This is a genomic window from Candidatus Cloacimonadota bacterium, assembly GCA_021734245.1.
Lineage (GTDB): Bacteria > Cloacimonadota > Cloacimonadia > Cloacimonadales > TCS61 > B137-G9.
Genome location: JAIPJH010000006.1, coordinates 23,548 through 37,741 on the forward strand (window position 1 = coordinate 23,548; position 14,194 = coordinate 37,741).

13 protein-coding genes are annotated in these 14,194 nt (G+C 38.0%); 6 read left to right on the forward strand and 7 right to left on the reverse strand.

Translation table 11 applies throughout. The annotated features are described in order from the left end of the window. Positions 1 to 6: 6 nt before the first annotated feature. From nadC to buk, 3 genes are all read right to left on the reverse strand, one after another. Complete coding sequence (gene nadC, locus K9N40_01905) at positions 7 to 840, reverse strand: carboxylating nicotinate-nucleotide diphosphorylase (protein ID MCF7813216.1); 834 nt, start codon at positions 838 to 840, stop codon at positions 7 to 9. A gap of 139 nt (positions 841 to 979) precedes the next feature. Next, positions 980 to 2,152 (reverse strand): hypothetical protein, encoded by a 1,173-nt coding sequence (locus K9N40_01910; GenBank protein ID MCF7813217.1) that lies wholly within the window; start codon positions 2,150 to 2,152, stop codon positions 980 to 982. Positions 2,153 to 2,200: 48 nt separating this feature from the next. Next, positions 2,201 to 3,277: a butyrate kinase gene (gene buk, locus K9N40_01915; protein ID MCF7813218.1), complete on the reverse strand. Its 1,077-nt coding sequence runs from the start codon at positions 3,275 to 3,277 to the stop codon at positions 2,201 to 2,203. A gap of 141 nt (positions 3,278 to 3,418) precedes the next feature. Between buk and nfo the strand changes: the two genes are divergently transcribed. Both nfo and K9N40_01925 read left to right on the forward strand, forming a co-directional pair. After that, positions 3,419 to 4,261: a deoxyribonuclease IV gene (gene nfo, locus K9N40_01920; GenBank protein ID MCF7813219.1), complete on the forward strand. Its 843-nt coding sequence runs from the start codon at positions 3,419 to 3,421 to the stop codon at positions 4,259 to 4,261. Between the two features lie 386 nt (positions 4,262 to 4,647). Beyond that, positions 4,648 to 5,853: an ammonium transporter gene (locus K9N40_01925; protein MCF7813220.1), complete on the forward strand. Its 1,206-nt coding sequence runs from the start codon at positions 4,648 to 4,650 to the stop codon at positions 5,851 to 5,853. 414 nt (positions 5,854 to 6,267) lie between these two features. On the opposite strand, the gene ftsY is transcribed toward K9N40_01925, so the two are convergent. From ftsY to K9N40_01945, 4 genes are all read right to left on the reverse strand, one after another. Next, a complete protein-coding gene (ftsY, locus tag K9N40_01930; protein MCF7813221.1) occupies positions 6,268 to 7,293 on the reverse strand; it encodes a signal recognition particle-docking protein FtsY in 1,026 nt (341 codons plus the stop codon). A gap of 64 nt (positions 7,294 to 7,357) precedes the next feature. Next, positions 7,358 to 7,633 carry a 30S ribosomal protein S20 gene (rpsT, locus tag K9N40_01935; protein MCF7813222.1) on the reverse strand — a complete coding sequence of 92 codons (276 nt, stop codon included), beginning with the start codon at positions 7,631 to 7,633 and terminating at the stop codon, positions 7,358 to 7,360. Between the two features lie 98 nt (positions 7,634 to 7,731). After that, positions 7,732 to 8,850: an N-acetylmuramoyl-L-alanine amidase gene (locus tag K9N40_01940; protein ID MCF7813223.1), complete on the reverse strand. Its 1,119-nt coding sequence runs from the start codon at positions 8,848 to 8,850 to the stop codon at positions 7,732 to 7,734. Between the two features lie 38 nt (positions 8,851 to 8,888). Continuing rightward, positions 8,889 to 10,178, reverse strand: a complete 1,290-nt coding sequence (locus K9N40_01945) for an MFS transporter (GenBank protein MCF7813224.1) — start codon at positions 10,176 to 10,178, stop codon at positions 8,889 to 8,891. Positions 10,179 to 10,466: 288 nt separating this feature from the next. On the opposite strand from K9N40_01945, the gene rsxC reads away from it, so the two are divergent. The 4 genes from rsxC (at position 10,467) to K9N40_01965 (ending at position 14,184) form a co-directional block, all read left to right on the forward strand. Next, entirely contained in the window at positions 10,467 to 11,792 is a 1,326-nt protein-coding gene (gene rsxC, locus K9N40_01950; protein MCF7813225.1) for an electron transport complex subunit RsxC, read from the forward strand. A gap of 174 nt (positions 11,793 to 11,966) precedes the next feature. Further along, positions 11,967 to 13,034 (forward strand): RnfABCDGE type electron transport complex subunit D, encoded by a 1,068-nt coding sequence (locus K9N40_01955; protein ID MCF7813226.1) that lies wholly within the window; start codon positions 11,967 to 11,969, stop codon positions 13,032 to 13,034. Then, positions 13,031 to 13,606 (forward strand): RnfABCDGE type electron transport complex subunit G, encoded by a 576-nt coding sequence (locus tag K9N40_01960; GenBank protein MCF7813227.1) that lies wholly within the window; start codon positions 13,031 to 13,033, stop codon positions 13,604 to 13,606. Before K9N40_01955 ends, K9N40_01960 begins: the two co-directional genes overlap by 4 nt. Further along, on the forward strand, positions 13,603 to 14,184 hold the full coding sequence (locus tag K9N40_01965; GenBank protein ID MCF7813228.1) for an electron transport complex subunit E: 582 nt from the start codon (positions 13,603 to 13,605) through the stop codon (positions 14,182 to 14,184). The genes K9N40_01960 and K9N40_01965 overlap by 4 nt, the downstream gene beginning before the upstream one ends. The last annotated feature ends 10 nt before the right edge of the window (positions 14,185 to 14,194 follow it).

Here is a 14,194-nt window from a genome sequence, read left to right on the forward strand (position 1 = left end):
ACCTCTTTATTTACCCTTACAAAGGGGAGCTTTTCGCAACGAAAAATCAAAAGCTTTCACCGAATGGGTTAGTTCGCCTACCGAAATAAAATCGACACCAGTATCTGACACTTCCGGAATTCTTTCCAAAGTCATATTTCCGCTGGCTTCTGTTTCACATTTTCCAGAAATAATTTCAACTGCTTTTTTCATCATTTCACAGTTCATATTATCCAGCATAATGCGATCTACTTTGCATTCCAGTGCTTCTTTTACTTCCTGCAAATTTCTTGTTTCCACTTCTATCCCAAATCTATTTTGCCATTTATCTCTGATCTTTTGTACCGCTTTGGAGATTCCACCGGCAGCATCGATGTGATTGTCTTTGATCATCACCATATCGAAAAGTCCCATACGATGATTTTGGCCACCGCCACATCTCACTGCATATTTCTGTAGTTTGCGTAATCCCGGAAGTGTTTTGCGAGTATCCAAAATTATTGATTTTCCCTTCGATGCTTCTACAAATTGGGAAGTTTTACTGGCAATTCCACTGAGATGAGCCAGAATATTTAGAGCAGTTCTTTCCGCTTTCAAAATTGAAGATACTTTCCCTGACAAAATAGCAATTTCATCGTTTTCTTCAATCTTATCTCCATCTTTGAAATTCAACTTAATTTCGATTGAATTATCTACACTTTCAATCACAGATTTGAATTCCAAAATTCCACATAAAATTCCAGATTGCTTGGCGATTAAAACAAATTGATTTTGTTCGTTCTTAAAGATAGCTTCACCTGTTACATCTCCCAAATCTGCGAAATCTTCCTTAAGTGTTGATGTTAATAATTCTCTATTCATTTAATTTCTCACAATTTCTAACTAATTTAAGATTAAAATTTTAGATGCTGATTTGTTGTCAAAAGGTTTTGCAGAAAGTTTTGATGTTATCAATTCCAGAAACTTAATTCTTTTTTTTGAAAATTATTTCAGATTCCAACTATTTTCGGAAATAATTCCCAATAAACAGCTGCCATCCTGTAGCAGAAAAATCAAGTTTTTGATATTCAGTCAGCAGATCATCGTAGGTGTCCTGAGTTGTTGGAAACCAGATCGACGCTCTTCCAGCCGGATAATTCTGGGTGCCATTCGGATTGTGCAGATCAATATAATAATCATATATGAAAATTTCATCCAGTAAATCCAGAATATCGGTGCAGGAATTTATCAGATCATCATTCTGGGCAGTGCTTTTCACAATTGAAAAATAATCATAAATATCAACATCTGCCTGCAGATCGTTAAATACCACTGCACACTCATCCCGACTTTGAGCAAAAACATCAAAAGAAGCTGCCAGCCAATCTTCCACAAAATCATAAAGTGCAATTACCAGATCATCAAAATTTGCAGTTTTAACCACTCCCAAGGCTATCTCATAAGGAATAGAATTCGGATTTTGACTTCCCTGCGGCATATAGGAGTTCACAAAATTTACTGCCATTTGCTGAACCAATGCATCAACAGATTCGTAATCTTCCCACATTGTTAAAAATTCATCGTAAGGAGAACCGTCCGGACAAATAGCAGCTTCGGAACCCATTATATAATCCGTGTATGGAAAGATCTCGGTGATCACTTCCATCGTGAGCATATTGCAGGCATCCAACACCAAAATATCAAGATGGAAATTTATGTTCTGCATTGCCATTTTGAATTCTTCATCAGGAACACTTATGGCTGAATTACTATCGTTATCAGGACAGAACTTATTGTAAGCATTATACCAGCCGTTTCCATGACCCCAGATGAAAAGTGCTTTCTTCTCGGCAGGATATTTATCAAAAGCCCAATTAGCAAATTTGGTAAGATTGTTGTAATAACCGCTATCGATCTCGCCCAGATTTGAAATCAAGGTTTTTGTTCCCGGCAGGATTTTGTATCGCTTTGCAGTAGGGTCGTCACTCAGTTCAGATTCATCAATTTGAACAATAACATTTACATCATCAGAAAACTGACCGAGCATCATTTCCTCTATATCGGCAAGCGCATCTGCATTCAAACCATTATCGGCAGCCATGTAAACCAATATCGTCCAGTCTGCTTCTTTTTCTTTTTCGGAGCAGGAAATTAACAATACAACCAGAATTAGAAGTGTGATCCATCTTAGCATTTTTTCCTCCAGGAAAAATGGAGCAGCTTTCACTGCTTAAAAAATTATTTATTTATATTCTTTTGCTTCTTCCAAACCTTTCAAAACTCGAACAGCTCCCTGGCTGAGAGCTTCCATCTCTTTCTCACCGGGAATTACTTTAATATCTGATAAAAATTCTATTCGCTTTATCAAGTTTTCTCGCAGATAATCGTTATAAGCCAATCCTCCTGTCAGGAAAATAACATCGAGATCACCTTTTAGAACGGTAGCACATGCTCCGATCTCTTTAGCGATCTGATAGATCATAGCATCGAAAACAAGCTTGGCTTTTTTATCACCAGATTCGATTCTCTTTTGAACTTCTTCCCCATCATCAGTTCCCAGATAAGAGATCAATCCGCCGGTTTTTGTAAACATTGCTTTCATTTCATTGTGAGTATATTTTCCGCTGAATGCCATTTCCAGCAGATCGCCGATAGGAAGAGCACCAGCACGTTGAGGTGAAAATGGTCCCATTCCCAGAACTGCATTATTTACATCCACCATCTTTCCTTTTTTAATGGCAGCCACGCTGATGCCGCCGCCCATGTGAACTCCGATCTGGTTTATTTCATCTACATTTTTTCCTTTTTCTTCTGCCACCATAATAGCACAATAACGCAGATTTAGTGCATGCAAAAGAGATTGTCTTTCAATTTTTGGACAACCGGAAATTCGGGCGATCGGTTCAAATTCATCCACTGTAACAGGATCGACGATAAAAGCCGGGATCCCCAATTCTGAAGCAATGGAATTTGCAATAAAAGCTCCCAGATTTGAAGCGTGTATTCTACCCCAAAGTTCAGGATTTTGCAGGTCTTCCAGCATTTTTTCATTCACTGAATAAGTTCCGCCCTTCACTGGTTTTATCAGTCCACCTCTTCCCACTACTGCTTTAAGGCTTTCAGGTAAAACATCATGTTCCTCAAGAGCTTTCAATACAAACTTTTTTCTAAAATCATACTGCTCGATAATTCCATCAAATTTGCTGATCTCATCGACATCATGGCGCAAAGTTACTGTAAACACAGATTTTTCATCATCGAAGACGGCTATCTTAGTAGAAGTTGACCCAGGATTTATAGCTAATACTCTATAATCCATTAATTTCCTCCAAATATTCTCTTTTTGTTCAATTTGTTACTTTCAGTTTTTAAAGTCAATCGGTTTTTGGTGAATAATAAATATAAGAAACTACTTGAAATATAGGTTATTTCATTTAAATTGTGGATAAGGAGAAAGTAAATGAAATACATTGGAGCACATGTAAGCATAGCAGGTGGAGTGGAAAATGCACCCGGCAATGCAAATGAGATTGAAGCAAAAGCGTTTGGAATGTTCACCAAAAATCAGCGGCAGTGGAAGGCAAAACCATTTACAAACAAGAATATCGAGAATTTCAAAATAGATTTGAAAGCAAATGGATTTAAACCAGAACACGTTCTACCGCATGACACTTATCTAATAAATCTGGGACATCCGGAACGGGAAAAATTGGAGAAATCTAGAAAAGCGTTTTTAGATGAACTGCAGCGTTGTGAACAACTGGACTTGAAGCTTTTAAATTTTCACCCGGGAAGTTCATTAGGCAAAATATCGGAAGAAGAATGTTTGAAAACCGTTGCAGATTCAATCAACTGGGCTATCGACAGAACTGATGATGTGATAGCTGTAATCGAGAATACTGCTGGCATGGGAAATCATGTGGGACATAGCTTTGAGCAGATTGCTTTTATTGTAGAACACGTTGAAAATAAAGACCGGGTGGGAATTTGTTATGATACTTGTCATGGTTTTACTGCCGGTTATGATATCCGTACTAAAACAGCTTTTGAAAAGACTTTCGCTGACTTTGATAAGATGATCGGGATGAACTATTTAAAAGGAATGCACCTGAACGACAGCAAAAAGGAATTTGCTTCCAATAAAGACCGACATGAAAGTATCGGCAAAGGTTTTATCGGTCTTGATGCTTTCAAATTCATCATGAATGACAAGCGATTTGATAATATTCCACTGATCCTGGAAACACCCAATTCGGAGATTTGGAAAGATGAAATTAAAATGCTTTATGACATGATTGAGTGATTGGATGATTGGATGATTGGATGATTTGGTGATTTAAAAAAAATGCGTTCCTAAACCAGAGTATAGTAACGAGAATAAAACTGAACAAAACAAAAATCCTTAAGTACTCAAATAAAGAAAATTTGGAAAACCCCGATGCAGAGCAGCGAGGAATTCTTTCGATTTAAACAGGCTAAAGTGTTTAATTCATACATTTACTTGACGTACGTAAACTAATAAATATTTCAGTTTTTGCAAAGCAATTGCGGCCAAAGTATGCATACAGCAATTGCTGACAGATTTGTGGATTGAAGTGTGAAGATAAGTGGGCAATCATTTCCCGCAGTGATGAGCCCTCATCGGATAATTCCTTTTGCGAGTCTGTAAAATATCTCTAGGAGGGCACAATGTGGGAATCAGGATCAACTGGTTTTATGTTGTTAGCTACCAGCCTTGTGATGCTTATGACACCCGGGCTGGCATTTTTTTATGGAGGACTTGCCTCCAAACGTAATATTTTAGGAATCATGATCCAGAGTTTTGTATCTCTGGGCATTACAACAATTTTATGGTACGCTGTGGGATATTCACTGTGTTTCAGTGGTAGCGGTGCCATTTTTGGAAATTTCGATAAAGCATTTTTATCGGGAGTAGATCTGCACTCGGTATTCAACGGAGATGGAAAGATCCCGGAATATCTGTTTGTAGCATATCAGATGATGTTTGCAATTATAACTCCTGCGCTTATCACAGGTGCTTTCACAGGTAGAGTTTCCTTTAAAGCTTACTTAATTTTCTTAGTTGCCTGGCAGGTATTTGTTTACTACCCATTTGTACACATGATCTGGGGTGGTGGAATGCTGGCAAAATGGGGAGTATTGGACTTTGCAGGTGGAATCGTTGTTCACACCATTGCCGGTTTTGCAGCATTAGCTTCAGTAATTTTTATTGGAGCAAGAAAAGATCGAAATACTAAACCAAACAGTATCCCATTAGTTGCGATTGGTACCGGGTTACTTTGGTTCGGCTGGTATGGTTTTAATGCCGGTAGTGAATTGCAGGTAGATGAAGTAACAGTACAGGCATTTCTCAATACAGATATTGCAGCTTCTTTTGCTACGATAACCTGGCTAATCGTGGAATGGCGCAAGGAAGGAAAACCTAAATTTGTCGGTTTGATGACAGGTGCTGTTGCCGGTTTGGCAACAATAACACCTGCTGCTGGATTCGTTCCAGTCTGGGCTGCTGCAATTATTGGTGTTGTCTCTGGTTTAGGCTGTTACTGGGCTGTTCATATGAAGAACAAACTACAATGGGATGATGCTTTGGACGTTTGGGGTGTGCATGGAATCGGTGGTTTAATCGGAACGATTATGCTCGGTGTTTTTGCCAGCACAGCGATCAATGCCAATGGAGCTGACGGCCTGGTTTTTGGAAATTCAGGATTTTTCTTTAAGCAGTTGATTGCAACAATAGCATCTGCTATATACGCTTATGTATTTACCTACATTATGCTGTGGGTCATCAACAAGATTACCGTGGTACGTGTAAGTGAAGAACATGAAACAGCAGGTTTGGATAAATCTCAGCACGAAGAAGACGCTTATACATAAAATTAATTAATGCGGGAAAATTAAGAGCAGATCGCTTGGTCTGCTCTCTTTTATTATAAATTTTGATTGCCTTTCCTTTTCTGAAACAGAAGTTTCGATAAAAAAAACTGCGTTCCCAAACTGGAGTTTAAGAACGATAAATAGCTGGAGTGTATTATCGACCTGCCAGGTCGATAAATAAAGAAAATTCTTAAATTTGACTATCACCGTGGCAGAGCCAAGGTGTATTTCGCTAAATTTATTTCAGCAAGCTGAAAATCGAATTTTCATTATTTACACCTCTGCCTTTGGCATCTCCCCTCAAACAGGGGAGAATATTTGGAAAACCCCGATGCAGAGCAGCGAGGAATTCTTTCGATTCAAGTTTTTTAGCATCAGGAAAATTATTTATTCATCCTGTGATACTGTCTGAAACTACTCAAAAATAGCATCTACGAAATCATTTACATTAAAATCACGCAGATCTTCCACAGCTTCTCCCACTCCGATCAGCTTAACAGGAATATCCATCTGATGTTTAATTCCAATTACAATTCCGCCTTTGGCTGTTCCATCCAGTTTTGTTAATACAATTCCAGATAGGTTTGTTGCTTTATCAAAATTGTCTGCCTGCATCAGTGCGTTTTGCCCGGTTGTGGAATCGACAACTAAAAGAGTTTCATGAGGTCCATCAGGAACTATTTTCTTTATTGTACGAACGATCTTGGAAAGTTCGTTCATCAGGTTCACCTTGGTATGCTGACGGCCGGCTGTATCGATAAGAACAACATCGATCTTTTTATTTACTGCACTCATCACGCCATCATAAACCACCGAAGAAGGATCAGCTCCCTGCTGCTGTTTTACAATCGAAGCATTTGATCTCTGCGACCAGATAGTAAGCTGCTCCACTGCTGCTGCCCGAAAAGTATCTCCGGCGATCAGCAAAACAGACTTTCCCATTTCATTAAATCTTTTTGCCAGTTTCCCGATCGTGGTAGTTTTTCCAACTCCGTTCACACCAACAAACAGCATGATAAATGGTTTTTTATCACCAAGTTTAAAATGATCTTCACTGCTATAATCCTGCAACAGCAGATTTCTAATAATCTCTTCCAGGTGTTCTCGAATTTGGGCAGGTTCTTTAATCTGATTCAGCTTGATTTCTGCTCGTAATTTATCAATAATATCTCCGCTGGCTTGTACTCCAACATCTGCCTGCAGCAGCATTTCTTCCAAGTTATCCATCAAATCTTCATCGATCTTTCCACTTAGTTTTACGATTTCAGCAAGTTTCCCCAGCAATCCCTGTTTGGTTTTGGAAAGTTTCAGCTGCAGATAATCAGAATCGGTCGGTTCGCCTGGAATTCTCTTTTCCTTATTTTTTATTGCAATATATATTAAAATAGCAATTAAAATCGCTGCTGCAATTCCTAAATAGATATATAAATTTTGCTCCATCAATTCCTCATTATAAAAAAAAGGCAGACATCTCTGCCTGCCTAAATTTATCTAATAATAAATATTATTTCTTTTCTTTGGCTGCTGCTTTTTCTTTGTTGAAATAAGCTGCTATACGAGCTTTTCGGCGCGAAGCTGTTCTTTTGTGAATAACACCTTTTTTCGCTGCTTTATCTAACTGAGCATACACTTCTGATAATAGTTTTTCTTTTTCGTCTAATGAAATATCGCTGTGCATTCTTCTAGATAAACTTTTGATGGTCATTTTTACATAATGATTTCGTGCTGAGCGCTTTTGCTCTTGCCTTAATCTTTTTTCGCAAGATTTATGATTAGGCATCAATTCCTCCGTATCTATAATTTTTTGAGACAAAGAAAGTTAAGGGCATTTTATGTCAAACTCTTTTTATTTTTTTTAGAAAAATATTATTTAACTTCTTACTGCATTTGATCATACTGATATTTGAAATCCTTTATACCCTGATATAATGCGTCCACTAGTTTGTTCTGATAAGATGAATCTTTTAGTTTTCTCTCTTCCTTTTTATTGGTAAGAAAACCCAACTCTAAAAGCACTGCCGGCATGAAAGCTCCCCGCAATACATAAAAATTCGCTTGTTTTACACCGCGATTTCTGGCTCCAGTAGCTGAAATCAGGTTGTTCTGCAGCTTCAACCCGAGTTGAAAACTCTCTTCCAAATGTTCACTTTGCGCCATATCTGCCAGTATAAAAGCCAGATCATCATATTTCTTTACTGCTTCTTCCCCGCCTTCATAATCATACACAACCTGGTTTTCCATTGCTTCCACAGCTCTGGCTTCATCCGTCTTGGCGGTAGAAAGATAAAACACCTCGATGCCACTTACTTCTGAGCTGCGATGCGCATTGCAATGAACCGAAATAAACAGATTTGCTGCTTGACTATTAGCAAATTGAGTTCTCTGTTGAAGAGAAACAAATTCATCTTTACTGCGAGTTAAAATAACATCAACATTCAGATTATCTCGCAACTTTTTCTGCAATTTTCTGGAAATTTCCAAAACGAGTGTTTTCTCATAATTCTTCTTGGAATTTCCGATCGCTCCCGGATCTTTTCCACCATGCCCCGGATCGATCACAATAGTTTTTAAGCGATTATCAGATGGATTAGCGGCAACTAATTTATCTCCAGTTTTCGATATATAATCATTTAAAATTTCAGGTAAAAGTTCCAACAAAAATCTTTGAGGAAGATAGTATTTTCCATCTTGCTGAATAAGTGGATATTTAAAATTATAGATCTCACCTTTGTATTGCAGATAAGCTGAATCTAATAGAATTATAAGTTGCTCATTATATAAATTCATGTGCAATCTGCTATCTAAAATATCTTCCTGAACTGTAGCTTTGAAAGTTTTATTCATTTCAAAAACATTGAAATATGGAACTCCATCAATATCTATTATCATAATGATCTCAGGAGATAAACCTGATCGATATTCCACGTCTACATCAGCAGCTAAATATATAGAAAAAATTATTGTCAAAATCAAAAAAACAAATTTATGAAAACTCAAAATTTACAACTCCTAAAAAATTTAAAATTAATCATGATCTAATTATAAGGAAATAGTTTGCGAAAGTAGCCCCAAACAGCCTTGGAAGACATCTTCCACTCTTTCTCATGCATATGATAATATAATCTGAAATTAAGACAGGATGCCAGAAGAAAAAGAAAAAAAGCTAATCCAAAAACAGCTCTAACTCCAACCACTTCCATAATCATCAAACCAAGAAATGGAGCAAAAATTCCCCGCAATCCAGTCAATGTTACATGAACGCTCTGATACATTGAGACATCTTCGTCCTGAGCAAAAAAGATTGAACTGATATTCCAGGAAATCACGATTCCCGACATGGCAATGCTGAAAAAAAAGAATGCCGTATAAACTATCAAATTAACAAATGAAGTGCCAATAAAGAAACTGGAAATTAATAGAAATAGCGGATATAAACTGAGAATAAGATATGTGAATGAAGTGAAGAGTGCTGGATTTCTTTTATCAAAAAACCGACCTGCCAATGGCGCTAAAAACAATATACCAATCTGTGATAAAATTCCTTTGGCCAGGAAAGTTTGGCTGTAATTCATTCTAAGATAATCTACTAAATATTTCGGGATGGCGGGAAGCAAAATCATAAATGCAATTCCATAAATGAAATAATTTCGCTGAAAAATTGCAAAATCATGATTTTTTTTCAGAACCTCCAAACTTCGTTGAATCGGTTTTACTATTACTTCTTTGATCGAGATAAAAGCTTTATCTTTATTGTGATTTTTTTTGATCTTGATGCGACTCATAAATATAGAATGAAGGAAGCCAAACACACCGACAACTGAGAAGAAATAACGGAAATACGTTTCATTCACATCCAGCATCTTTCCGGCAAAATAACTACTGAAAACCGCAACTAAAGTTACGATACTGGCACTGTAGCCAAACATGTTTCCGCGATTTTGTTTTGTTACATTATTCTGCAAAATGGAATTCTGAGCAGGACTTATAAAAGCATTGAAAGAAAATACCAGGATCAAAATTGCCAGATATTGATAATAATTTGTAACCCACAGCATCAATATCAATACAAGTCTTCCCACCAGTCCTGTGAGTATGAAATATTTGGCAATACTGCTGGAATGCTCCAGGATTTTTCCCCACCAAATTGAAAAGAGATTGGAAAGCGGCCATAACATAACCAGGACCGTAATCTGCCAATCCAGAGCTCCCAGGGCTTTTTTGGCAATGATGTCCTGCACTTGAAAGGAACTCATCACAAAACCATGACAGAAGCTTGCCAGCATCAGGTAGATAAAAGTTCTCTTTTCCAAACTATTCAATTTCATTTTCTTCTCATTATCACAGGATCTATCCTGCTTTTATATTTGGAAAGCAAAATCAACGAGCTTAAGAATTTTGTCTATCAAATAAATAGCTTCTCAACCGATTTTTTGGTTTTGAAAACTTTATGATTGCAGGCAATTTGCTTTTGTAAAAACTAAAACAACAAAATAAAATCAATAAATTATATTAATCTTTGTAAATAGAAAAAAATCTTGCTTTTATAATAACCTTGAAAATTGTTGTTTGCGAAAAAGTAGAAAAAAAATTAGAAAAATAAAAAGGGAGAAGAAATGGGCTTGAAAACTTTTCCAGGGGGTATTCACCCTCATGATTCCAAGCAATTTTCCAAACATGCTTCAATTGAAAAAATGCCAATTCCAAATAAAGTGGTAATTCCTCTTTCTCAGCATATTGGAGCTCCGGCCAAACCGATCGTAAAAGTTGGCGATGAAGTTCTGGCAGGACAGATTATTGCCGAAGCTGGTGGATTTGTTTCCATTCCGATGCATGCTTCTATTTCAGGTAAAATTACCAAAATCGGAAGATTCAATCATCCGACCGGAATTTTAGCAGACGGAATCGAGATAACCAGCGACGGTGAAGACAAATGGGTCGATTTTATCGAAGAGGAAGAATTCATGGCGGTAGCTGTGAAGGAGATGAAAGATCGCATTGCCAAAGCAGGAATCTGCGGAATGGGTGGAGCTGGTTTTCCCACTCATGTAAAACTTTCACCACCAGAAGATAAACCGATCGATACTGTGATTTTAAATGGTGTGGAATGTGAACCTTATCTTACTGCAGATTATCGCATTATGATGGAACAACCCAATGATATCATTGCCGGCCTTAAGATCGTGATGAAAATCCTGAATGCTAAACGCGGAATTATCGGCATCGAAGAAAACAAACCGGATACAATAAAACTTTTTAAAGAACTTCTAAAAAATGAATCTAAATTAAGCGTTGAAGGTTTGAAATTAAAATATCCTCAGGGTGCAGAAAAACAATTGATCTACGCTGCTACAAAAAGAGCCGTTCCCAATAAAGGCGGACTTCCCATGGATGTGAATGTGGTAGTTCAGAATGTGGGAACTGCAATCGCAATTTATGAAGCTGTAAAATATAAAAAACCTCTTGTGGAACGTGTTATCACAGTCAGTGGAAAAATCGTGAGAAAACCTAAGAATTTACGGGCAAGAATCGGAACTTTTTATGGAGATCTGCTGGAATTTTGCGGAGGAACAACATCCGATATCGGTAAAGTGATCTCTGGTGGGCCGATGATGGGATTTGCAATTCCAAGCTTGGAAACTCCCATGACAAAAGGCAGTTCAGGACTTCTCTTATTTGATAAAAAAGAAGCCAACAAAGAAAAAGAAGATGTTTGTTTGCGTTGTGCTCGTTGTGTAGACATCTGCCCCATGAACCTGGTTCCCAGCCTGATAGCAAATAACGTTCGCTATGACGATATTGATATGGCAGAAAAATATGGTGTGATGGATTGTATGAAGTGCGGCAGTTGTGCTTATGTATGTCCTTCCCATATTAAACTGATCCAATGGATCGATATTGGCAAACTGAAGATCAGCGAAAAACGAGCAAAAAATAAATGAAAAATGCATATTTATCAACCCCCTGTTTCCCACTTCTCAGCGGGAGAATGAGGAATTCGGATTCTTTTTCGTTTTCTGATTTCTGCCTTGTTAAAGGGAGATGTCTCGAGAGTTTTCGAGACAGAGGGGTTCGAAAGCAAAAAATAAATTAAAAATAATAAATTTGGAGGATTTATGAGCGAAGTTTATGCTGTTTCGGCAGCTCCTCATATAAAGCAAAAGATTTCTGTTTCCTCTGTGATGTGGCAGGTTGTTATCGCTTTAATTCCAGCTCTTCTGGCAGGAATTTTCTTCTTTGGAATTCAATCGCTTTTGCTTACACTTTATGCGGTGGTTGCTGCTGTTGTTACAGAAGCACTAATTCAGAGATTACGCAATGTTCCGATCTCGGTAAGTGACGGCAGTGCAGTTGTAACCGGTATTCTGGTTGCTTTCAACATCAACGTTGCTTCACCCTGGTGGCTGCCTGTTGCAGGATCGGTTTTTGCTATTGCAGTTGGAAAGCAGATATTTGGTGGACTTGGATTTAACATTTTCAATCCGGCACTTCTGGGAAGAGCATTTTTAGTAGCTTCCTGGCCGACTTTAACTACAGCCGGATGGACTAAAACCATGCCGCTTAATGGAATTTTTGAAAGTTCGATCAATGGTTTGAAAGCACTACCATCCAATATTCCTGATGTGATTACTTCTGCCACTCCTCTTGGTGTTGCAAAAGCTCTCAGAGACACAACACAAATAAGTCGAGACATGGCAGAAACTGTTATGAATAATTTGGCAAGTACTGATACTATTCAAAATATTTTCTGGGGAAACATCGGTGGTTGTATTGGAGAAATCTCGGCTGCAGCACTTCTTATCGGTGCGGCTTATCTGGCTTATAAACACATTATTGAATGGAGAATTCCAATCAGTTATATTGGAACTGTTTTTGTTTTAATTTACATTTTTGGCGGAATAAACGGATTATTCTCAGCCTCAATCATGTTGCCGATCTTCCACATTTTCTCCGGTGGATTGATTCTGGGAGCATTTTTTATGGCTACCGATATGGTTACTTCGCCAGTTACGAAAAGAGGACGCATAATCTTCGGTATCGGCTGCGGAGTTCTAACTGTTGTCATTCGTATGGTCGGTGGATATCCGGAAGGTGTATCCTATTCTATTCTGCTGATGAACATTGCTGTTCCACTCATCGACAGATACACTGGACCCAAGATCTTTGGGGAGGTGAAGAAATGAAATATTATATTAAATTAGGATTTGTTTTATTAATAATTACTGCCATTGCCAGCGGAATTCTGGCTTACATCAATAGTTTTACTGAACCAATTATTGCCGAAAATCAGCGCAAAGCAAAAGAAGAAGCCCGAAAAGAAGTATTACCTGATGCTGCTTCTTTTGAAGTTATCGGTTCTTTCAACAACGAAGATGTATTTGCCGGAAAAGATGATTCAGGAAATACTATCGGTTTTACATTTCTGGCGTCTCTTTACGGCTACAGCAGCGATGTTAAATCGATGATTGGCGTTAAAACCGATTTGATCGTGAATAAAATAAAAATAATTTCCCAAACTGAAACACCCGGTTTGGGTGCAAATTGTGAAAAACCTGAATTTCAAGCTCAATTTTCCGATAAAGGTTTAGATCAGATGAAAGTCGACAAAGATGGTGGCCCGATTGCCAGTATAACTGGAGCTACCATTACTACAAGAACTGTTGCGAATTCAATTAAAGACGGTCTTATAATGCTGGAAAAACTGGTGGCAGAAAAAATGCCTTCCGAAACTGAAACTAAGGAGGTAACAGAATGATCAAAGAATTTACCAAAGGATTTATAAAAGAAAATCCCGTCTTCGTGATGGCTCTTGGTTTGTGTCCAACGTTGGCTGTTTCTTCTTCTGTGATGAACGCAATTGGCATGGGATTGGCTGCCACATTTGTGCTGGTTTGTTCAAATATTATCATCTCGCTCATCAAGAATTTCATTCCAAATAAGATCCGCATTCCGGCTTACATCGTGGTTATAGCTTCTTTCGTTACGATCGTGGATATGGTGATGGAAGCTTATGTTCCTGCGCTGCACAAAAGTCTGGGATTGTTCATTCCGCTCATTGTGGTTAACTGCATTATTTTGGGAAGAGCGGAAGCTTTTGCCGGCAAAAACGGCGTTTTCAAATCGTTTTTGGATGGTTTGGGAATGGGACTCGGTTTCGCGCTTGCTCTTATTGTAATTGCCACGATCAGAGAGATTCTGGGTGCAGGACAATTTTTGGGAATGAATGTTCTTCCTGCCACTTATAAACCAATGCTGGTAGCAATTTTAGCTCCCGGTGCATTTATCGTTATGGGCCTTTTGATGGGTGCCATGAATTTGAAGAAAAAGAAATAAGGAGACATAA